We start from the raw sequence: 21672 nt of genomic DNA, 5'->3' as shown, positions 1-21672 counted from the left end.
AAAGAAACGGCCACCCCGGACCGCGAAAACGTGAGCAATCATAAACAGTTGAGAAAAGCAGAGCCCCTGCAACTCTATGACCCCATGTGACAGACGCAAGCAAAACCGCGCCGTGCGCCCTCATAACGGGTCGGTATTCACCTCACTTTTTGATTGTGTTGCAATGAAGACGCCGGTCAGGGTGCCGATGTCGCCCGCAATCACAAAAGTTCCCCCATAGCTGTCCGGTGGCCCCGGACGATCCTCGCTCGCAAACTGTGATGATTCTAGTAAAGCGCGAATCGGTGTGGCGTCCCGGCCCGCCTGAAACGGCACCGCGCGCGACCCGTCCGCCGCGACGAACAGCACCTGCCCCTGGCCCGAGCTTGTTACCCGCGTGCCGCAGATGCCCAGCCGCGTCCATCGCACCCCGTCAAAGGGCAGACCGGCGCCGCTGGTGTCGATGGAGAACCGCGCCTGCTGCGAGCCATAGCCAATCTCGGTGATGAACTTGGCGAGCTGCACGGTCTCGGTGGTCCCCTCGGCCGTCGCCGTGGTGAGCGTCAGCTGCACATCGCCTTCATAGACCACCTGCCCCGTGGTGGGGATTTCAAATCCCGTCGGGCTGGGCCCTACGACCACCGGGCCTTCATAGTCGATCCGCTCCGCGCGATAGGCGAGCGTATAGGCGGCGGGCAAGGCGCCCGAGACGCCAATGCCCTGAATGGGCGTCGCCACCGACCGCCGCGCCCCTTCCAGCGGGCCCTCGCCCGTCGGACGAATCCGGCGCACGGTCAGATCGTTGAATTCCAGATTGCGGGGCAACCCCTGGCGCGAGCTTTTGCCGGTGACAAAGAACACCTCGCTCCCCTCGGAGGCCGCGGCCTGCCGCAGGTAGGAGCCCGCGAGCCGCTTGCCCTCGCGGCGCGTGACCACGCAGGGATCATCCGGCGCGAGGCCCAGCAGTTCGAAGGTCTTGCTGGTCTGCACCGCCTCCACCGCGCCACAGCCCGCAAGCAGCCCAAGCGCCAGATATGCGCCCATCAGCCTCACGCTGCGGGCACCGGCTTTTGCGACACCAGGGTGCCCTCGGTGATGTAGAAGGGAAAGACCATGTTGTGCCGCTCGTTGGTCTCGATCACCGTATAGCTCAGCGTGACACCAAGGTGCCCTTCCAGCGCGTTCTGGATATCCACCGCAATCTCGCCAATCTTGATGCGCGGCTCGAAGAACAGGATCGCGCGGCGGATCGCCACCTCGATCTCGGCTTCAGTCTCGCCATCCATCGGCTCGAACACCAGATCATGCAGGCGACAGCCATAGGTCGGGTGCATCACGCGCTCGCCGGGCCGCGTCTCCATCAGGATGCGGACGCTCTCGACGATGTCCTCCTCGGCCTGCACCAGCTTCGCCTGCCCGGTGCCGCTGTCAAACGCGGGTGGGAAAGCCCAACCGCGCCCGAGGAAGGAAGGGTCTGCGTCTGCCATCTTACCCTCCGATGATCACGGTTGGAGCGCCCGCGACGATGCTGCCGCCGTGCGAAGTCGTGTCGCCCATGCGCGCCGCGGGCTTGCCGCCGATCATCACCGTGGCTGAGCCCTTCACGATGGTCGCGGGCGGTCCCACGCAAGTGCAATTGTCGCCGACAACAGCGGCGGGCAGGCTCACGATCAGAACGGTCGCCTCGCCCGGCCCGATGACTGGCCCGCCTACATGCGGCACCACGCCGGTCACCATCGGACAGGTCTGCATATCGGTCAGTCGTGCGGCTGGTGGCATCTGTTCCTCCTAGTTGATCATCACGATGCCGCCCTTGACGGTCATCTGACCGCTGGCGCTGACTTCGGCGGTCGCCCCGCCCTTGCCGGTAAAGGCCGTGTCGGCCTCGGCGGTCACATTCATGCCGGTCAGGGTGGCATCGGTCGTCGCCGCGATGCTGATCGCCCCATCGGCGGACAGGGTGATATCGCCGGGACTGTTTATGCTGATCCCGCCGCTGGCCATCTCGATCTTGTTGCCGGTGGAATCCTTCAGGGTGATCGAGGTTGCATCGTCGTCCATCACGACCGAATGGCCACCTGGGGTTTCGATGGTGATGATCTTCTTCTCGTCATCAAAGATCAGCTTCATCTTCTGGTTGGTCACGATCTGCTTGATGAAGTTATCCGCTGTCGGCTCATCGGGCCGCGCGGCCTTGCCGTTGTGCACCGAGCCCAGCACCACCGGCGCATTCGGATCGGCGTTGAGGAACCCCACAAGCACCTCGTCTCCGACTTCCGGGTAGAACTCAAAGCCTGCCTCCTTCGTCGCATAGGGCTGGGCATAGCGCGCCCAGACCTGCGGCGCCGGGTCCGCCACCATCGGCAGGCTGATCTTGAAGCGCGCCTTGCTGTCGGGGTCCTCATTGATCTGCAGCACCGTGCCCACCTGCAACCCGTGGATCGGCGCCGCGAGGCCCGCCGCACTCTCGCTGGCGAAGGTCCCGGAATCCACGTTCCAGCTGTCGGGCAGCCCCAGCGCCACCTCGGTGGTCCAGGCCCCTTCCTCGACGAGTTGCCGCACCCCGCTCACATAGGCGTCGCCGCTGAACCGGTCGCCCAACCCCGCTAGCTCGATCACCACCCCAGGCACCGCCTTGCCGGAGCCCTGGAAGGTGCACTCGCCCTGGATCGAGGCCAGTGCCGTCCGCAGCGTCCGCGCATTCGTCGCGATCGTCAGATCAGCCGAGGGCACTTCGCGCGCGGTGCTCACGTGAAACTCCCGATCGCCCAAGACTTCAGCGAGCGCGGAGGGCGTGTAATTGCCCCACTCCGGCGCCGCTGGAGTTTTCCCTGTGCCCTCCGCAACCTCCTGTGTGCTGGAATCCCAAGCAGATGCTTTCGCACCCTTGAGGCTCATCTCCGCATCGACCCGCGCATCGAAGCTGATGATATCGACGCCCAGCGTCACGACCAGCACCGCCGCCTCCGATGTAGCCGGCGGCTTGGAGGTGACCTTGCCACCGGTGATCGTGATCACATGCCCCGCGCGGTCGGAAAGGCTGCGCAGATAGCCCCAATCGCTGCAAGCGTAGCGCAGGATGTCCCGCTCCGTATCGGTGGTGGAACTCACATCCGCGCTCAGCCCAGCGTCCGAGATGATCTGGCTCATCACGTCGCTGTCTTTCTTCGCCTCATAGAGCGCAGATTTGCGCGTGTAGGTCAGCTTCGCCGCCTTGTCGATGCAGCCCAGTTCCAGCCGGGGCGCGCCCCGCGTGATCCGCATCCGCTTGGAGACGATCACCCCCTTGAAGAGATCCTGATCCGAGCCGCTGCCATAGGCCGCGGCGATAGAGATCTCCGATCCGATCTTGAAATCATTGCCATCGGCCTCGGGAAACTCGTTCTCCGCAATCGAGCCCGCTTGCAGCACAACCTGCGCCTCGGGGATCTGCCCCACCGCGCTGTCGACCTGCACGCGCAGGATTTGCAGCGCGTCATCAATGGCGCTGCCCGCGACCTTGATGGTGACCGAAATCGGCCCATCCGCGTTGTCGAGAGGACTATCCGCCATCGCCAATCCTCATCGCATCGGCGGGAAGCGCAACAGTGTGTTGGGCTCCAGGTCGCGGAATGTGTCGAGCTCGTTGATCCGCGCAATCTCCAGGTATTTGCTCACATCCTTGTAGACCCGCTGACAGAGCAGCGGCAGCGTATCGCCCTCGCGCACACGGATCACATGGGTCATATCGGGGGACTTGCGCTTGGCCTCCCGGGCCTCCTCGGCGTCCGTTTTGGCCTCGACGAAATCCAGCTTGATCTTTGCCCGCAGCGCGGTGCCATCGGGATGGAAGAGATTGTAATCCACGCTCAGAGAGGTCAGCCGCCCGTAAAACGCCTTGAGGCCCTTGCCCCAAACCACCTTGACCGGCGTTGGCTCATGCTCGTCGCCATCATAGTCATAGGCGATGCCGCGCAGCTTATCGACCTGCTTGGCGACGGTTGTATTGGCCGCATCCGCCACCACACCGGTGCCGTCGAGCACGATGGAAAAGCTGAGCTTCTCCGCCTCAGAACTGGCGAATTTCGCCACCGGCGCCGATTTTCCCACGGCACTCGCGCTGCTGCTGCCCTCGCCGGTGCCCGAGTATTTCAGCCCGAAGGTGTGCGAATAATCCTGGGGGTTGATCGTGGCTTCAAAGGTGTTCGACGACCCCTTCTGCTCCTTGATCTGACCGTTCTGAATCCTGCAGCGGATGATCTTGAGCTTGGCCATGGATCACCGGTCCTTGGATCGGCGGGCCGCCTCTGCCATCATCTCGCGTACGTCCTCCAGAATGTCACGGCGCATCTCTGCCAGCGCGCGTTCGGTCTCGAGCCGACCGTCCCGGCTATCGCGAGTGGGTGGGCCAAACTGGCCCTTCACCACCAAAGATCCAATCTCAATTGCCATTATGTGTCCCTCTTGAGTGTTGTGGCGGCCAGTTCGATGGTCTCGATGGCCAGCTCATTTTTCATTGCGTCAAATCCCCCGACCGACCACTTGACCGGATAGGCATTGCCCACCGACCAGCTCGCCACCGGGTTGGCCTCCTCATCGAGCAGCGAAATCACCAGGTTCTTCGGCTCGATCTTCTTTGCGAAGTCGCCCTCGAGCGTCGCCTTGCACCATTTGACCAAACCGCTGGAATTCTCCGTCAGCCCGCGTTTCAGCACGATGTTATTGCGCTTGGCGGGCTTGGGCAGCTGATGAATGAACCGGTTCTCACCGCCCTCCACAAGTGGTTCCACCTCAATGGAGGACTCCAGCCCGGACACCTCCTGAAAGGCAGCGTCCGAGATGGAAGGCCCCGCCCCGGTGAAGCTCACCGAGAAATGGAAGGCGACGGGCAGATCAAAATCAGCCATGCGATGTTACGCGTTCTCGATCACGAACCCTTCATGCGCAATCTCGATGGTCTCGACCGCGACCTCGTTGCCATCGGCTTTCAGGTCGGTCCCCGTCACTTTGACCGGGAAGGCGTTCTGCACCTTCCAGACCATTGTGGGGTTCTGCCCCTCATCGAGCAGCGAAATCGTCAGCGCCTTGCGGGTGATCGTGTTCATCTTGATCTCGTTGAACCAGTCCCAGATGGCATTGTCCTTCACGAAGACGCCCTTCTTCATGGTGATGTTGCTGGTCTTGATCATGCCCGGCATCTTGATGGTCGAGAAGACCGGGTTGTTGCCCGCCCGGTACTCGATCGGCTCGCTCTCGATATCGAGGCCCGAGACCTCCTGAAAGGCCAGCTCGGTGTCGTCCCATTTCACCTGAAAATGGAACTTGGGAAGCGGCCAGATGGCCTGCGTTTGTGCGGAACCGTCGTCTGCCATGTCTGATAATCCTCTCTAACTTACGATTTCTGCATTTGCTGCTGGAAGGTGATCTCGATGAATTCCGCAGGCCGCGTGACCGCCACAAGCACGGTGATGCGCAGAATGCCTTCCAGAATATCCACCGGTGTCATGGTCTCGCCGAGGCCCACATGCACGGAGAACGCGTCGGTGGGCACAGCGCCCGCCAAGCCGCCTTGCTTCCAGATCGAGGTCAGGAAGTTCTCGATCATCGAGCGCATGGTGACCCAGGTCTGCGCCGTGTTGGGCTCGAACACATAAGCTTTCGAGGCGAGCCGGATCGATTCCTCGATCATGATCATGGTCCGGCGCACGTTGATGTAACGCCAATCGAGCGAGTTGCCGTCCAACGTGCGCGCACCCCAGACCAGCGTGCCCTCGCCCACAAACGGCCGGATCGCGTTGATCGATTTGCCCGTGGTCGAGACGTTGAGGTTCTCCTGCTCCTCGTGGCTGATGTTGACCATCGGAGCCACCACCGAGTTGACCGAGACATTCGCAGGCGCCTTCCAGACCCCGCGGCTGTTGTCGACCATCGTATAGAGCCCGGCCATCGCCGCGGACGGCGGCATCGAATTCATATACCCGGTGATCTCGTTCATCACCTCCGTGTAGAGCGGCACCACCGCACGCAGCGTCTTGTCGATGGTCGCGGCCGAGGGGCTGCCCTCTTCCACGCCCGCCTCGCTGTCGTTCATCAGGATGCGGATCTGCTGAGGCGGCTGTGTCGCCCCGCCGACTTCGATGGTGTAACTCACCGAGGCTTCAGGCCCGATGAAGGCCGGATCGGGCGCAAAGGTCACCTTACCGCCCGATCCCACCTTCCAGGTGCCCACGCCTTCGACGGCCTTGTTCTTGCCCGCATCGTCATCGGCCTCGACCAGCTTCACGGTCGCCTTGTCGCCATCGGGATGATCGGCGGGCACATCGACGACGACCGATGTTCCGGCGGCCACCGCGGGCGCATCCAGCAGACCGCCCACAACTTCCACGGCGATGGTGCGCGCATCGGTGGCGATCTCGTTCTCGTCGCTCACCACCAGATCGAACTGGCCCATATTGCCCTTGGACGGATCGTGGATAAAGCTCACCTCACCCGCCTCTAGCTGGGCTTGCGTAAAGCTGTTGAGCGCGTCTGTGGACCCGGTCTTGACCAGCTTGCCGGCCATGCTGTCTTCGCTGCCTTCGACGCTATAGGTCAGCCCCTCGGCATCACTCTCGTCATCCGTCGCGGTAATGTCGGTGGTCGTCACCGCAATCGTGCCGCCCTTGGGCACCGACAGGGTAAAATCACCCATGATCGAAGGGGCCGAAATGCGCTCTATCTCGGTGCGCAGCTCGTCCGACTTGCCGACCGACCGGCGCATCAGCCCGATCAGCGTCTTGCGGCTGCCCGGCTCGATGTTCTCGAACGTGAAGTCGCGCGACTGATAGATCGAACTGTCGAGCCACGGGTAATAGGCCGCGCCGAAATCGAGATTGTTGATCCCCACATCGTTGCGGAAGGTCGCCACCGGATTGCCTAAGGGATCTGACTGCGGCAGGTAGCCGCCCGAGATATCGAGGATCGCAAAGCGGTTCTTCATGTCATTGCCGCAGTGCTTCAGCATCGCCTGCTGCACCTTGACCGCGTTCTGCCGCACCAGCCGCGTCGTCTCGGGGATCACCACCATCGTCGGCTCCGGCTCCTTCTTCAGCCGGGTGATCGCCGCCATCATCGCATCCGCGTCGATGTCATCGGCATAAGAGCCAATCGAAGTCACATAGCAGGCGCCGCCGCCGTTCTGGAAGAAAAGCCGCATGGCCCCGTAAAGCGCATAGGCCGGGTTGGTCTGCACCAACTCGAACTCTTCCGCCCCGCGCGGCCCTTGGGTGGTAAAGACCGCCCGCGGCATCGTCGGCTTCTTGTCCGCGCCATCCGCCGACAAGGGCGAGACCCCATCGAAGGCCTCAAACGGCTTGATCTCGAACATCGGCTCCGGCGCACCGCCGAAATAGCTGTGGAACTCCGACATCGAGGTGATGCGCCAAGGCGTGCCCTTGAGCGAAACATTCCCGTTCATCGCCATCTCTGTATAGCCGATGAAGGCCGGCACGGCGGTGGCCACCTGGACCACCGAATTGGGAAACGCGCTCTTCTCAACGATGTATACACCGGGGGTCTTCATAGCCATTCTGGGCTCTCCTTTACCAAAGCGTGACGAAAATGTCGGATTGCAGGCGCCCTTCCGCGCCCGCATCAGGGATGGGTTTGAACGGAGGCGCGCCCGCAGGCAGCACAGACACCAATGTCTCCGGCCCGAAGGCCCCCGCTTTCTGCAACGCAAAGCGCTCCACGGGCCGGGCCCGCGCCGCCACGGTCTGGGCCGAGCGGATCACCCGCGCCGCCTGGCCGTTGGGCAAATCCTGGGTGCCCAGATCCTCGAAAGCGACCACGCCCGCCGTATCGATCACGGTCAGGCCCTCGGCCTCGGGCACGCCGATCAGGTGATAGGCCCAATGACTGGCCACCGCCTCGAAGCTTAGCACCAGATCACGGCGCCCGGCCTCGGGCAGCGCAATCTCGAGCGTTGCCATCTCGGGCACGAACCGGCCCGAAAACGGCTCTGTCTCGGGGGTTTCACCGGCGGCAAAGGCAATCTCGTCCTGATCGAGCGGGGCGGTGATCTGCCGCTGCGCGCCCCAAGCCGCCCCCTTGGTCACGGCAAACATGTCCTGCGTGCCCGCCACCAGGGTCAGCGCGACCGCCTCGGGCCGCGTCTCATCGTCATCGACCAGCACATGGCTCACCGCGCCGCGCTGGCGCAGCAGGCACCCGGCGCGCTCGAAAGCGCGCGCATCGCCGGGTTGCACCATCACCGGGGGCACATCGGCACCGAAATACGCATGTCTGAGGCTCAGTCGCAGGATCTCCGAGTAGGCCATCAGACCTCTTCCGGCTGCGCGCGCTGCGACGGCGCCGTGATCGTCGGCACCACGCCCGTGACCACGCTCGCGTCGATCATGACCGAGCGCATCTTGAACATCACCGAGGGCACATAGCGGCTGCCGAGGTTCGACCAGATCTGCCCGATCTCCTCCAATGCCATGTTGCTCACTTCGACCGTCAGCTGCGTCAGCCCCTGCGGCATGTCGGGCGTGGTCTGCGGCGTGAACACCGGCTGCGACTGAAAGAACATCAGCGCCGCCGACACGAGCTTCAGCCCCTCGGGATAGAGATCCGCATCATGCCCCGAGGCGATCATGAAATAGACGTCCATGTGCAGCGGCTGATGCTGGGTGATCACGGCGGCCCCCTGCCCGCGCCGCGCCCGCGGCACCGCATCGCGCGCAATGTTGATCAGGAACAGCGCCAGCCGGTTGCGCGCTTCCTGCGCCGGTTTGCCTTCTGCATCGGTCAGTGGAGAGAGGCTGACGAGGTCTTCGGCAACTGCAAATCGTACGCGCAGGTGATCGTTCAACCGATCCCGTACGAGTTGTAGTGCCTGGTCGATCATCGGCAGCATTCCATGGTCCGGGCGGGCAAACACACGTGTGTCCGCCCGGAAATTTCAACCTCAGTTTGAAATTTACCGTACCGATGAGTCGCTAAAAAGCAAGCGTCCTTTCCCTAAGGTAAAGTTAACGGGGGCGGGTCAGAAGCTTAACGGCACTGGTCATGAGCAGTCCGGCCATCAGGAACCACAGCGATACATAGAGGTAGGTGATGAGCAGGAACTGCGGGCTTTCGTTTTGAGAAATAACGATATTTGCGCGCCCCACGATCTCGTCTGCGCCGATCACCGAGGCCGTCGCAGAAGCCATGATAATGATTAAGAAGTATTGCACCCAGGCTACCACAAAGGTTTCCGCAGCACCCGAAAGGCCCGCGCGGCGCTGCTCGAAATAGCCGCGCGACTGGTCCGAGGTGAAGCCGATGACGGGAAAGGTCAGCGCCAGTGTCGCCTTGATCCAGAGCGGCACCGCCATGATTGTGCCGCTGATCGTGACCTCGCTGGGGATCATCGACGCCATGTAGAAGAGCAGCACAAAACTGGGCACGTTGCGGCAGACATTCGTGGCCATATGCGCCGCGGGCCCCAGCGCGGTCACTCGGCGCGCACGCAGCCAGCCCAGTAGCCCGCCCAGCACCGTGCCGAAGCTCATGGACAGCACCGAGATCAGCAAGTTGGTGGCAAACCCGCGCGCCAGGTAATTGGTGTGGCTCAGCAGAAGCTCGATCATGCCCCCGCCCCCAAGATCCAGCGCCGCAACCGTCGGAAAAGCCAGAGCACCCCCAGCATCAGCAGGAAGTAGAAGACCAGCAGCCCGTTCATGAAGGTGGCTACATCGCCCCCTTCCGAGACGATCAGGTTCACGGTCGACACCAGCTCGGCCAGCGCGATGGCACTCGCCATCCCCGCCGCTTTCACGATGTTGACGCAGGCCGCGACCAGCCCGTCATAAGCGCGCTGAAACGCCCTTGGCAGCAAGGCCCAGACGCCCGCCTCGGGATGCGCCGCGCGCTCCAGCGCCAGCGCGTGAGCGATCAAAACCGCGTTGGTAGAGCCTGCATAGAGCGACAGGATTAGCGCCGCCGTGGCAAAGGCGCCGGGCGTGATCATCGCCGATTGCGCCAGCACGCCCCCAAGCCCGAAGAAGACGATATACATCTGCAGAATGGGCGGCGTCATCCGCGCCACCGTCACCAGCAGCTTTTGCGGGACCAGAAGCGCCCGCCCCCACCAGCCGCGTCCGCGCAGCGCCGCATCCATCGTGCCCAGCAGCAGCCCCACCGTCAGCGCGCCGAGGATCGCCGTGGCCGACAGCGCCAGCGTGAGGCCCAGACCTTGGGTCAGCCGCCCCCGCGTGTAGGCCTCGTGCAGCACCAGCAGATCAACGCCCGTGGTGTCGCGCAGACCCGTGATCCACGCCGGGGGCGTGGCCGGGTCTTCCGCGGCGGGAAACGGCGGCGCGCCCTGGCACACAGGCGGCAACCCCTCCGGCCCCTCCGCGCAGGCGCCCGGCTGCGCCCAGGCCCGGTTCAGCGCCTGCAGATAAGCGCTCTCGCCGATCTGCCACTTCCGCTCCAGCGCCAGCAGCGCGCCGGTCGCGTGCCACTCGCCGATCATCGCCGAGACAAAGCGCCCCAGCGTCGCCTCCCGCTCGGCCCGTGCCACGGCGATGGCCCAAGGCGTCACCAGGATGCGCTCTTCCATGACGCTATAGCCGTCCTCGGGGTTGGTCAGAACCCGCTGTACCAGCGCCGTGTCGTCAAAGGCCCAGGCCACGCAGCGCCCGAAGGACAGCGCCATCTTCGCCTCGCGGTTCGCCGGGAAATAGCGCCCCTCCACACCATAGGTTTCCTCCAGCGTCCGGTTGTAATAGGCGCCCTGCGTCATACAAACCGGCTGCCCGCGCAGGTCGTCCCAGGACTGGTGCGGGCGGTCCTCTGGCCCATAGGCGACGACCCCGCTCGAGTAATAACTCGGCTCTAACAAGCCTGATTGCGCCCGCCGCGTCTCGGTGTCGCCCATCGTGGCGATCACCACGTCCACCACACCCTGCTCCAGACGCCCCAACCGGTTGGACGCGCTGACCGAGACCAGCTGCAGCCCGACGCCCATGCGGTCCGCCAGCACCTGCGCGAGGTCCGGCTCCAGCCCGATGATCGCCCCCTCGGCATCCAGCATGCCCCAGGGCGGATAATCCGTCTTGACGCCCACGATCAGCGTGCCGCGTTGCAGGATATGCGCCAGTCGCCCGTCCGGCGCCTCAGGCAGTTGGACTTCAGCGCCAGCCCCCTGCCCCAGCAGGCCCAGAACAACGCAAAGCGCCCGCACCGCCCATGTCATGGCACCGCCACAGCGATCAGACCGTACCCCAAGGCTGCCGGGCAGACCCGCGTCAGCAGGCTGTCGAGCCAGCGCATCGTCGGATAGGTGGTCAGCACACTCTCGGGCAGCACGCTTTCCGCACGGATGCCCTGGATCCAGAACCCCGCCTCGGCCAGCTCTTCCTGCAGCCGGTTCGGGTCATAAAGCTGGTAGGGCAAGGTCACCTCCGCCCCCTGCATGACGCGCGTATACCGGATCAGCCCCTTGGCGCCCGGCCCCGCCTGCCGCTGCTCGCGCCGGAACCGGCGCCGCCGGTTCGGCACGGAAATCAACAACCGCCCGGTGTCTTTCTTCAGCAAACGCCGCATCTGCCGCAGCACGGCCAGCCGTTCCTCGCGCGCCTCGATATGCGCCAGCACGCCGAAGAGACACAGCATCAAATCCGCCGGCCCGCGCGAGCGCACATGGGCGGCCAGCGCATCCGCATCCGGGCCCAGCACCTTCAGATCTGTCCACCCCATTTCCACCGCGCGCTCGGCCAGCATCTCCAGCGCAGCCGCGTTGATGTCGAACCCCGCCGCCACCCCGGCCCGCTCCCGCAAACGCAGCAGATACCGCCCGTTGCCGCAGCCATAATCGATCACATGCCCGCCCGGCGGCAGCAGCTCGACGATCCGCCGCCAGGTGCTCAGGTTCGGGTTGGGATAGCGCCGGTCGTAATGCCCTGACGTGAAATAGAGCCGATACGACCCCTCCGTCGGGTTCTCCGGCGGTGCCGGGCGGATATCCTGGTGACGTCCCATCAGTTCGGCGCAATCGCCCCCGAGCCCAGCGTGTTCTCAATCCGCTTGCGCCAATCAGTATCCCGCATCCGCACGATCAGTGCGCTGTCGATGGCCCGGCGCAGATCCTCATTGCCGCCTGCCCGCGTGATCGCCCAGCCATAAGGTTCATTGCGATAGACACTGTTTTGTACGCTGATCTGGCCATCATAAGGCGCCCGCCGCGCCATATACGACAGTGCAATCCAATCGCCCAAAACCGCCTCGACCTTGCCCTGATAGAGCTGCTCGACCGCCTCTTTCCATGTGGGCGTCAGTACCACCCCCCCGGGCAAGCCATCCTCGGGCATCGCGTCCACCTTGCGGATATTGTCATCCTGATGCGCTGCGCAATCGAGCCATGCCGCCCGCGCCTTCAACAACTCTTGTGCCTCGCTGCCTTCATCGGCGCGAAACGCAGCCTCCGTCACCTCCTGCCGCAGGAATTCCTGTGCCGTCGAACAGCGCAGCACCGCGATGCTCAGCCCGGGCAGCGCCTGGGAGGAGACCGGCGGGTTCTCTCCAATGGCCCCCACAAAGGCCGAAGTGATCACACCCAGAATCATCGCCGACAGCGCCGTGCCCACCACCGCCATGATCATCTCGAAGACCTTGCCCAGCAGCGTCCGAAACCCGTTGCCAACCCCTTTCAGCCCCGAGGTGCGTGCAACGGCCTCCAGCATATAGGCCATGAATGCCCGCCCCCGGCCCACCTCGCCCTCTGCATCGAGATCATCCGGCAGGCTCCGCATGAGCGCACGCAACAGGTAGGCCGTGATCAGGTTCAGCAGCAAAAACAGGATGATCGCCCGCGCGACGGTGGGCTGAAACACGGTGTCGGTGATCGTCTCGATGGCCACCTCGAAATCAATCGCCCCGGTCTGCGCCACCGCCAGGGTCAGACCCGACGACAGATACTGCTGGCTGAAATCATAGGTCAGCATCCGCTCCGCCGTGATCGTCAGCGGCGAGATCACCACATCCACATCCCCACGGCGCAGCGCCTGCTCCTGCGCATCGATGCTGTCACAACTCACAAAGGCGGTGGTCTTGTCGATGTCGGTGGATATCGAATGCCACAGGTCCACCGCAAACCCGCGCGGCAATCCGTCGGGACCGGCATAGGTGAACGGCTCCGCTGAGCGGATCGCCACCACAAGATCGTGCGCGCCCTCGGGTGCTTCGCAGGCCTGGGCCAGCACCGGCGCAAGCAGCCCCATCAGCAGCAGACCCGTTAAGGCCAGCAGTCGGATCACGTGGTCCCGCATCAGCCGTCCTTGGTGTCCTCAACCATCTGCGCGGGGGCCGATGCAGCCTTGGCCCCCATCGTATCGGCCTCTCTTTCTAGCGCCGCATCGTCATTGATGCTCACACCCCTCATCTGCGTGGTTGCCTGTACCCGGCCCTGTTTTTGCTGGGCCACATGCCAGGCTTCATGCGGCAGATGTTTCTCCTGACCGGCGGCCAGATGAATGTCTGTACCCTGCGCATAGGCATGCGCCTGGATCTGGGCGGGCTTGCTGGAATTATACTGCACTTTTACGTCGCTCATATCGACGCCGGAGAGGCTCTCGACCCCGCCTTTGAGCGCCGCGGGCAAGCCGCCAGCAGTTTCCTCTTCATGAGGCTGACGCTGGGCAACCCCTCCGCCTGACCACCGGGTCAGTCGCTGCACCACCACACTGCTATCCGCCTTCCGCTGCAATGCGCCCAAGCCGCCCCCCTGCGCGTTGCGCGTTACTTCAGACGGGCGTTTGGGCGATTTCTGAACGGAACCACGGTTGGGGGCAAAAACTTTGGCCACGAGGATTCTCCTTATGGTGGCAACCTAACACCGGAGTACCCGCGCGTCATTTGATCTTTGGTTAACGGTCCCAAAAACAGCTAAACCGTGGTGCGCCTCTGCAAAAACATCCTAAGCAACTGCGAAATCAGTGCGGTGTGGGTCGCTGCGATACCCGCCGAGCGCGTCATTTCGACCGATGTGAACAGCAACTTTCACTGATTGCATCACAAGGCAAACTCAATTTCCGGCAAGGCATTCTCTCTGCGAGACTATGCGTTACGCGCCGCGCCGTAGTGTCGGTGCGACACCTAGACAGACTCTATATCAAAGGTTTAGACGGTAAGATGGACTAGGATCGACTTTGGTGATCCAAGTGCCACAGTGTCAGCGCGGATCAGCGCAGTGATAGACATGAACGCCGGGCACAGACGCTTCATCATCCATGCGAAAGCCCTGCCGTGCCAGAACATCGCGTATCTCCTGCATGCCTGCGCGTCCGTAGATCTTGCGGTGTATCTCGAAGATAAGGGTTTCAACACCTTCCAGATCGGCATGGCGCAGGAACTCGCGCTCTGCCCCCTCAATGTCCATAACGATCACTGAGTGGGGAAAGGCCTGCTTGAGGTCGCCATAGCGGAGGACAGGCACCGACACCCTTTCTGCCTTTTCAGGCATTTTCAGGACAGTCAGAGCCGACCCCAGAAAGTTGCCGCGTAGAAAGAAATCAACCCGCGCAGGAGCGGTCGGATCGGAAAGCACAACCGCGTGCCGGACTTCGATCAGGCCCGACAAACCATTGTGCGCATAGAGTTGTGTTATGTGCGGGATCAGGTTCGGATTGGCTTCAATGGCCAGCATCTTCTCGGGGTGGCAGTTCTTGGCGAGCACAGCACCTACGATCCCGGACCCTGCCCCCATTTCCAGAATGCGCGCGCCGGGCCGCAGGGTAGACAGCCCGGCGCGAACCTCCTTACCTTCGTAGCTGCCCTCTTTCATGGAGCGGATCATACCGGGCCCGAAATGCGGGGCCTCGGGCACTTCAATGCCATGGTACTCGGCGATGATATTGGGGGGCCGATCTGTCACACGCCACTACCTTCTTGGGGCTTCGCACCTTCCTCGTTTCCATCTCTTCCAGAAACCGATCAAAGGGTCACGCGCAAATCACAAAGAGGCCTGAGGTGGGACGACTCATATCCAGTCGAGATAGACTTGGGTTGTTGGATATCGTTCTGCGACTGTCGTGCGCAGCGCCTGAAAACGTGGGGCGAGGTGGCGAAACTTTCGTTCGTGCGTTTCGGCAACAGTCAGTCTCACGTTGGCAAAAAGATCCTCGGCCAGCATGTGCTCAAGCAACTCCAGTTCGGCACCTTCGATGTCCATTTTAAGAAACGCAACCTCACCACACTGCGCGATAGCTTCGCGGATCACCCGGCGGAGGTCGACAAGCGCAACCTCGATCGTACGATCCGCTGTCTCGTCGATCTTGCGACCGCCCGGGATCACGGTGCTTTTCACCGAAGCGCCTTTTGGCCGGTCGGCGAAATTCACAGCCCGCATCAGTCGGGTGCTCCCATCAGAGAGGCCCACCGCCGCATTGTGCAGGGTCACGTTGGGTCGGTCGGCAATTGCGCGTTCCAACTCTCCAAAGGCATAGGGGTCCGGTTCGAACGCGTGCAGAGTTGCGCCGGTGTCAGCCAGCGGGGTGGCCACCTCGCCGATGTTGGCCCCACAATCCAGCACCATATCGCCCGGTTTGAGCATGGATAGGATACCCTGCATGAGCCCCTTCGCGTGGGCGCGCCGCATATTGCGCTCCTGCCGGCGCTTGAGCTTTGCAAGCTCCTCCGCCGCTGACATCTGCGCCATATGTGCCTCCTTGTCAGCCGCCCTCGTACAAAGATGGGATCACTCTGCCGTCTCTCATGACCGCTTAGAGCAGCAAGCGCGGCCGGTCAAAGGCATGGTTTCCACTGCACGTCAGCAAACCCGAGCCAGACAAGTAAACCTTTGTTGTCAGGCACAGATGTAGTATCGCAGCCATGAGCATCGACAAACGCAAAATAACGGGCGACATCATGGCTGATTTAACGCGCCGTCCCGTGGCTTCCCTCTGGATCGGCACGCGGCTGCACTATCTCAACCAGCTTTGTCTGAAATCGCATGTCGTGGCAGGCCACCCCACCACGCTTTACTGTACGGATGAGGTCGTAAATGTTCCCGAGGGGGTTGTGTGCCGCCCGGCTTCGGAGATCTACAACATCGACATGGGCCTGGTGGGCAAAACCAGCCCCTCCTTTCTGTCGAATGTTTTTCGTTACAAAATGATCGAGAAAACCGGGGCAATCTGGATCGACTGCGACGCCTTTTGCCACAAGCCGTTTCCAGAGGATCAAGGGTATATTTTCGGAAAACACAGCTATCGCGGGGCGCTGAATTGCGGGGTGATCGGCCTGCCGCAGGACAGCGAGGTGCTGGCGCTTTTGCTCGACTACTACGAAAGCCTGCCCGACTATCCGCCGTGGTGGGGCAAGCGGCAACGCAAGAAGATGGAGGCGCTCTCGGATCGGGATATCTCGCATGCCGCGCGGATCTACGCGACGGAGCGGACGGCCTTCGGGCCACAGGCGCTCACCCATTTTGCGAAGGTCGCGGGCATCTTTGACAAAGCCAGCTCACAGGACGTGCTCTACCCTGTGCCGTTCCAACTCAACGATGTGTTCTTCGACCCGCATGGTCATGTGGAGGGCCACTTCACCCAGAACACGCTTTCCGTGCACCTATATACCAGCGGCACGCGCCGGTGGTGGCGCAAGCGCACACCGGAACCGGGCTCCTATGCCGCCCGCATGTGCCTGCAGGTGGGTATTGATCCGGCGGAAGCGCTGGAAGAGTGACCCGTCGGAGGCACCGGGATAGACCTTGAAAAGCATATAAGCGCGCATGGTACGACGCTGGCTGTCTCAATGATGAAGGACGAGGCGCCCTACCTGATCGAATGGGTGGCGCATCACCTGGCGGTCGGATTCACGGATATATTGGTCTACACCAACGACTGTACCGACGGCACAGATGACATGCTGATCCGGCTGCAGGAGCTTGGGCTTGGGCATCACCGGCGCAACGTGATCCCGGAAGGTCGCAAACCGCAGCCATCGGCAATCAAGCATGCGCAGGATGAACCCATCGTGCAGCAGGCGGATTGGGTGCTCCTTTTTGATGCCGACGAGTTTCTCTGCATCAACTACGGGGACGGGCGGATCGACAGCCTTCTGGATGCTGCAGGGGAGGCCAATGGCGTCGTGATCACCTGGCGCATCTTTGGGTCAAGTGGCGTGGTGGATTGGAGCCGTGCGCCGGTGACCGAGCAGTATCAGCGTGCAGCACCCACGTTCTGGAACAAGGGTTGGGGGGTCAAGGCCCTCTTCAAACACGACCCGCATTACTGGAAGCTGGGCATTCACCGGCCCAAGATCAAAGCCAAGCATCTGAAGACCGACTTCCCAGATAGCGTGCGCTGGCTCAACGGGTCGGGCGTGCCGATGGAAGACTACTTCAAGTTCCGTGGCTGGCGGTCCATCCGGCGTACGGTGGGTTATGACTGGGCGCAGATGAACCACTATGCGGTCAAATCCATTGACGCCTACGCCGTGCGCAAGTTCCGCGGAAATGTGAACCTCAAAGCCGACAAATACAACGCGGACTACTGGGCACTGCAGGATCGCAATGAGGTCCGCGATACGGCGATCCTGCGCTATGCCTCAGAGCGTGCAAGGATCGCCGCGGAGTTGTTGAAAGATCCGGTCCTGAATCGTCTGCACCATGCCGCGCTGGAACGTGTCGAGGCACAGTTGGCGGTCTTCAAGCAGACGGAGGACTATGAAACCCTCAAGGAAAGTCTCATTGCCGCATCCCAAGTGCCACTGGCGAAGGTAAATGCCAAACCACCCAAGGCGCGTGACCCAGCCAAGATCGCGGCTTTGATGAGCGAGGTCGAGCAGACCGCTGCCGCACGGCCCAAGTCCGAGCGCCGCAATCGACCGGCGCCTGAGATCAGCAACGCCGCCTTTGAAAGCGCCTGCTACGTTGCCGGACGGATCGACCGAACCGGGGATGCAATGGTCGAGCAGGTCGCCAATCACGGGATCATGTTGCCCGCCGATCCGCGCGTGTTCAGTGCCGAGGCGCTCGAAGAAGTCCGAAATGGCAAATTTGACAGGCGACACGCCCGCCATTTGCCGGGGCTGATCAATGACACTGACAGGTTATTGGTGCTGGGAGCGGGTGTGTGTTTCCTGCCGGTGCTGGCCTGTCTTGAAAAGCCTGGGTTGATTGCCTTGGCGCACGAATCACACACCGATCTTGCGCGCTTCGGGCGCGAAATCGCGTCGGCACAGGATCTGGCAAGCGACAGACTCAAAATCATCGATGGTCCCTTATTCTTCCCGACGGAGGATCCCACCAAGACGGCTTCGGGCCTACGGGCTTTGGTGGAGGACTTTCGGCCATCCTTGATCTTCCTCGATGACCCGCGGATCTTGCCCGAGGCTTTGGCCACCGCTCTCACACCAGCTGTGAAGCGTGTCATGATCAGTACGAGGTTGGACTCCAGTCTCTGGCCGGGAGAGCTTACATCCATTGGAGTCGCGGCATCAGTTGAGCCACATAAATCGGGCATACTCGTTTTGGAACGGGCGCGCGCCTAGTCTTTTTGATTGCCCGCCGCGTAGTCCCTATCGGCCCCTTCCGGGACCTCCATCGCCAGTCGGTTCAGATCGGCAGAGGATGGGAGGACCGGTTTGAATGCATGCGCGACATAATCCAGTCTCTTGAGTTCTTCAAAGAGAGCCTGAAAATCGAGCTCACCGACGGAGCGGAAATTGACCCGTTTCGCATCACGGGAGACCAAATCGTTGCAGACCACATCAATGACATCCGGCGTCACCTCGCAGAAGGTCTGATATTGCTTGATGTAGTCGGCCACATTGGCTTGCGACCTGCGCAGGATAATGCAGAGTTTTGGTCGCAAGGGCAGACAGAAGGCGGCGAAATGCAATGCAGAGCCGTCAAGCGCGACCACCTGTCTTGCGGCCTTGTAACGGGCGATCTGAACCTCGAGTGGATGTCTCTCCGGGTGGAAAATATCGTAGCCCTGCTGAGCCAGATTATCCTCCACAAACTGTTCTCCGAGAATACCACCGCGTTGCGACGGCAGGCGGGCTCGACTGATATAGAGCTTCTCGCATCCTTCGGCTTGGACATCGCGACCCAAACGGTCGCGCACAAGCTGGCGATATAGAGGTGAGCCCGCGTATCTGTCCCGCCAGCCAAAACCAAGTTCGGGGACGTAAAGCGCTTCGACCTCGACCGTTTTGTCGACGATGCGAATTGGCACCTTGAGATTAAGTTGATCAAAGAAGCTCTTTAGCGCGCGGCGCGCGCGACGTGCTTTTCCGGCCGCGCCCCGGAACGGCAGATAGAGCAAGCTCTCTATCTCGGTGTCGAGTTTTTCCAGCGCCCATAAGCGCGCAGTGGATTCGACCAGGAAGTGGCCGAAATGTCCCCGTATATGACCGCCAAAAAGATGCGTGCCGCTCAGCGTCTGAAGTGGTTCTTCACGAGACAAAACAGGGGGCGGTGTCGCTTTTGAGGCACGGATCCACGTGCGAGACAGGTCGCAATAGCGACCATCGGCAAGCAATACGCCGGATGCGAGCTTGGTGTCATGCGGTCGCTCCGGAACGACTTTTGCGTAACCGGCTTTGACGATTCGTCCAGAGAATGGCTGCTGCGGGCTACCGTCTGTATAAATGATGTCCCGCGCGATTGGGATCGCACGCCGCGCATCAAGCCTGTCGCGTAGTTTGGCCAGGTGGCGCGCTCCAGGTTCACGTTTTTCAAGATGACCGAGGGCAGCGTCGGTGAGCTTCAAATGATGGGCCTTGATGCTGTTTTCGAGCATCTCGCGGCACCAAGCGCGTATATCACGTCGGTTTCGCAGGCTCTTTTGAAATGCGACTTCGTCAAACCGACCATTGCCGACGTGTGCAATCAGATCCTCAAGAACTCCGCAAGATTTGAGTTGCCGGATCAGTCGATGACCGAAGTGTCGGCATTTGACATGGATGACACGCGGATCTTGCAGGCGCATCGCGTGCGCACGATCCTCGCGTACGAAAGGATCGTAAAATAGGAGAATTTGACCGGCTCGCGGGATCGCTTCGGCGGCGTCCAAAAACGCAGGGGCCTCCCAGTCCCATTTGCGAAGTGCGTATTTGAATCGGTGCTCAAACGGCGCAATTTTTTGGTTCAGTGTCGTCTGCGGACTGAAAGCCAGAACGTCAGATCCTGGAACGATGCGCGCGTAGGTCAGCGCGGCGTAGGCCCCCATTGAAGTGCCCGTAAAAACAATGCGTTGAAAGCCGTCGAAAAGGCCGGCATCACGCAGGTCTTCAAGCAGGCGTGGAGTATCGGCGTTTCGATACCAGTCCTTTCGACGGGCGATGAGCCCGAGGATCGAAAACCCTGCCTTGGCCACGCGAGCATGTAACCAAGGTTGCGGAGGGTCGTATTCACCGACGGACCCGAGATTGTCAAAGGTGACAAAAAGAACTGGTGAGCGACGGTGAAACTGCGCATCCACTAGGTCTGTGCTGAGCACAAACGAGTCCTTTGCGGCGGCGATCTGCGCTGTCGCAACGACCGATGGCTGATTGAGGGCATCCGTTTTATCTGCGGGCATCAGCCATCCAGAGTTCCTAATACGCTGTCGGTGCGCTGCAAATAGCAGGGTAAAGCGGCTGGGTGATATCTTCCATCAGCTTTTTTTGCGCAGATTTGGTTGGAGGCTTGAAGGCCCACATCGCCCAAATACCCAATCGGTTGTGTAGCCGCTCTGCTATACGCAAAAGCTCACAACTGAAAATGGTCGTTCCCTGAGTAGTTTGGATTTGGGGCAATTCCTGCTGGCAGCGGTTTGCCGCTGATGTTGCTGACCCTGCGGGCGCCGACCTGTCGCTTGAGATATTTATAACCTCGCTCGGCGAGTTCGTTTTCTTTTAGGACCTCCCATTTGCGATAGTGCACGGTGAAAATCTCACGCGTCTTTGGAAAAGGCTTCCCACGCAATCGCCCACCTAGGATGTAATGCTGTTCCTCCGGGAATTCATTCCACGCAAGGCCAGACCGCCGAATGGCCAATGGCAGACTCATTTGGTCGAGGTAGGGACGCCTGCGGATCAAACCGTCGATGGCGTCGATCCGCTGAGCGGTGTCCATCCATATCTGCGGAAAGCTGAGGCCAAGCGTCGTTCGATAACCTTCTGGGAAAACTACAAAACCCGAACTGTAGTAGGGAACGACCGGTTTGCGTTTGTCGCGCATAAGGGTGATCCGCTCGGTCGGTATCTCCATATCGAAGGCATCGTAGATCGTTTCCCAGATACTCTGCGGCGCCCAGTGCATCGACGCGGCAGCAGAAGCTGACACATGATTGGGCTTGATGAGCGTCTCGATGCTATTCCGCCGGATCATCAGAACATCTGAGTCCATAAATCCGGAATACTCGGTTTCTCGAGGCTCCAGGCAGGCCAGAATCTTGTTCCCGTGCGGATAATCTGGGGCAAACCTGCCCTCAGCCTGGATCGTGCGTAAGTCGCACCGCATGCGCCGCAGCGTCTCGGCAGCGTCCGGATCAACCTCGGCCAAACGATGCGCCGGACAGTAGCCGACCAGTTGAACCTCGTCCGGTAAGTTTTCTCGGATCGAAGCCGCAAGATAGCAAGCAAGATATTGATACGCGGGCGGCTCAACGATGAAAAAAAGCGTGAGTGACATGAAGTGGCTCTCTATCCGCCGAAGCTGTGTTGGAGAGCTTGGGAATAATTAAACCAGGTCAA

The 21672-nt window shown here is 61.4% G+C and carries 22 protein-coding genes; 2 read left to right on the top strand and 20 right to left on the bottom strand.

Annotated features, from left to right (window positions below; all coding sequences use genetic code 11):
- Positions 1-120: 120 nt before the first annotated feature.
- The 18 genes from Q1A71_RS05870 to Q1A71_RS05785 form a co-directional block, all read right to left on the bottom strand.
- Positions 121-1023, bottom strand: coding sequence for a hypothetical protein (locus Q1A71_RS05870; RefSeq protein WP_299672931.1), 903 nt, complete (start codon positions 1021-1023; stop codon positions 121-123).
- 5 nt (positions 1024-1028) lie between these two features.
- Positions 1029-1466 carry a GPW/gp25 family protein gene (locus Q1A71_RS05865; protein ID WP_299672928.1) on the bottom strand — a complete coding sequence of 146 codons (438 nt, stop codon included), beginning with the start codon at positions 1464-1466 and terminating at the stop codon, positions 1029-1031.
- 1 nt (position 1467) lies between these two features.
- A complete protein-coding gene (locus Q1A71_RS05860) occupies positions 1468-1758 on the bottom strand; it encodes a PAAR domain-containing protein (protein ID WP_299672925.1) in 291 nt (96 codons plus the stop codon).
- A 9-nt stretch (positions 1759-1767) separates the two neighbouring features.
- The gene (gene vgrG / locus Q1A71_RS05855; RefSeq protein WP_299672922.1) at positions 1768-3531 is read right to left on the bottom strand and encodes a type VI secretion system tip protein VgrG; all 1764 of its coding nucleotides are present in this window, start codon (positions 3529-3531) and stop codon (positions 1768-1770) included.
- A 9-nt stretch (positions 3532-3540) separates the two neighbouring features.
- Positions 3541-4233, bottom strand: coding sequence for a peptidoglycan-binding protein (locus Q1A71_RS05850; RefSeq protein ID WP_299672919.1), 693 nt, complete (start codon positions 4231-4233; stop codon positions 3541-3543).
- Positions 4234-4236: 3 nt separating this feature from the next.
- Positions 4237-4410, bottom strand: a complete 174-nt coding sequence (locus tag Q1A71_RS05845; RefSeq protein ID WP_299672916.1) for a hypothetical protein — start codon at positions 4408-4410, stop codon at positions 4237-4239.
- Entirely contained in the window at positions 4410-4865 is a 456-nt protein-coding gene (locus Q1A71_RS05840) for a phage tail protein (RefSeq protein WP_299672913.1), read from the bottom strand. Before Q1A71_RS05840 ends, Q1A71_RS05845 begins: the two co-directional genes overlap by 1 nt.
- Positions 4866-4871: 6 nt before the next feature.
- Positions 4872-5330 carry a phage tail protein gene (locus Q1A71_RS05835; protein WP_299672910.1) on the bottom strand — a complete coding sequence of 153 codons (459 nt, stop codon included), beginning with the start codon at positions 5328-5330 and terminating at the stop codon, positions 4872-4874.
- 20 nt (positions 5331-5350) lie between these two features.
- On the bottom strand, positions 5351-7525 hold the full coding sequence (locus tag Q1A71_RS05830; protein WP_299672905.1) for a cadherin-like domain-containing protein: 2175 nt from the start codon (positions 7523-7525) through the stop codon (positions 5351-5353).
- A gap of 13 nt (positions 7526-7538) precedes the next feature.
- Positions 7539-8276 (bottom strand): hypothetical protein, encoded by a 738-nt coding sequence (locus tag Q1A71_RS05825; protein WP_299672902.1) that lies wholly within the window; start codon positions 8274-8276, stop codon positions 7539-7541.
- The gene (locus Q1A71_RS05820) at positions 8276-8857 is read right to left on the bottom strand and encodes a DUF4255 domain-containing protein (RefSeq protein ID WP_299672899.1); all 582 of its coding nucleotides are present in this window, start codon (positions 8855-8857) and stop codon (positions 8276-8278) included. The genes Q1A71_RS05825 and Q1A71_RS05820 overlap by 1 nt, the downstream gene beginning before the upstream one ends.
- Positions 8858-8972: 115 nt before the next feature.
- Positions 8973-9575, bottom strand: a complete 603-nt coding sequence (locus tag Q1A71_RS05815) for a hypothetical protein (RefSeq protein ID WP_299672896.1) — start codon at positions 9573-9575, stop codon at positions 8973-8975.
- A complete protein-coding gene (locus Q1A71_RS05810; RefSeq protein ID WP_299672893.1) occupies positions 9572-11185 on the bottom strand; it encodes a transporter substrate-binding domain-containing protein in 1614 nt (537 codons plus the stop codon). The genes Q1A71_RS05815 and Q1A71_RS05810 overlap by 4 nt, the downstream gene beginning before the upstream one ends.
- On the bottom strand, positions 11182-11970 hold the full coding sequence (locus Q1A71_RS05805; RefSeq protein WP_299672890.1) for a methyltransferase domain-containing protein: 789 nt from the start codon (positions 11968-11970) through the stop codon (positions 11182-11184). The genes Q1A71_RS05810 and Q1A71_RS05805 overlap by 4 nt, the downstream gene beginning before the upstream one ends.
- Entirely contained in the window at positions 11970-13256 is a 1287-nt protein-coding gene (locus Q1A71_RS05800) for a transporter substrate-binding domain-containing protein (protein ID WP_299672888.1), read from the bottom strand. Before Q1A71_RS05800 ends, Q1A71_RS05805 begins: the two co-directional genes overlap by 1 nt.
- On the bottom strand, positions 13256-13792 hold the full coding sequence (locus Q1A71_RS05795) for a DUF4157 domain-containing protein (protein WP_299672886.1): 537 nt from the start codon (positions 13790-13792) through the stop codon (positions 13256-13258). Before Q1A71_RS05795 ends, Q1A71_RS05800 begins: the two co-directional genes overlap by 1 nt.
- A 366-nt stretch (positions 13793-14158) precedes the next feature.
- The gene (locus tag Q1A71_RS05790; RefSeq protein WP_299672884.1) at positions 14159-14860 is read right to left on the bottom strand and encodes an FkbM family methyltransferase; all 702 of its coding nucleotides are present in this window, start codon (positions 14858-14860) and stop codon (positions 14159-14161) included.
- 105 nt (positions 14861-14965) lie between these two features.
- Positions 14966-15643, bottom strand: a complete 678-nt coding sequence (locus Q1A71_RS05785) for an FkbM family methyltransferase (protein WP_299672882.1) — start codon at positions 15641-15643, stop codon at positions 14966-14968.
- Positions 15644-15852: 209 nt separating this feature from the next.
- On the opposite strand from Q1A71_RS05785, the gene Q1A71_RS05780 reads away from it, so the two are divergent.
- Positions 15853-16671: a hypothetical protein gene (locus Q1A71_RS05780; protein WP_299672879.1), complete on the top strand. Its 819-nt coding sequence runs from the start codon at positions 15853-15855 to the stop codon at positions 16669-16671.
- Positions 16672-16740: 69 nt separating this feature from the next.
- Positions 16741-18480: a glycosyltransferase family 2 protein gene (locus Q1A71_RS05775; RefSeq protein WP_299672876.1), complete on the top strand. Its 1740-nt coding sequence runs from the start codon at positions 16741-16743 to the stop codon at positions 18478-18480.
- On the opposite strand, the gene Q1A71_RS05770 is transcribed toward Q1A71_RS05775, so the two are convergent.
- Both Q1A71_RS05770 and Q1A71_RS05765 read right to left on the bottom strand, forming a co-directional pair.
- Entirely contained in the window at positions 18477-20516 is a 2040-nt protein-coding gene (locus Q1A71_RS05770) for a glycosyltransferase family 61 protein (protein WP_299672873.1), read from the bottom strand. The two genes, Q1A71_RS05775 and Q1A71_RS05770, sit on opposite strands and share 4 nt — an antisense overlap.
- Before the next feature lie 170 nt (positions 20517-20686).
- The gene (locus tag Q1A71_RS05765; RefSeq protein ID WP_299672870.1) at positions 20687-21610 is read right to left on the bottom strand and encodes a hypothetical protein; all 924 of its coding nucleotides are present in this window, start codon (positions 21608-21610) and stop codon (positions 20687-20689) included.
- Positions 21611-21672 lie beyond the last annotated feature (62 nt).

Origin of the sequence: uncultured Roseobacter sp. (assembly GCF_947493125.1) — a bacterium.
GTDB lineage: Bacteria > Pseudomonadota > Alphaproteobacteria > Rhodobacterales > Rhodobacteraceae > Roseobacter.
Note: the sequence above shows the minus strand (reverse complement) of the source record. Positions and strands in the feature narration are given on the sequence as shown.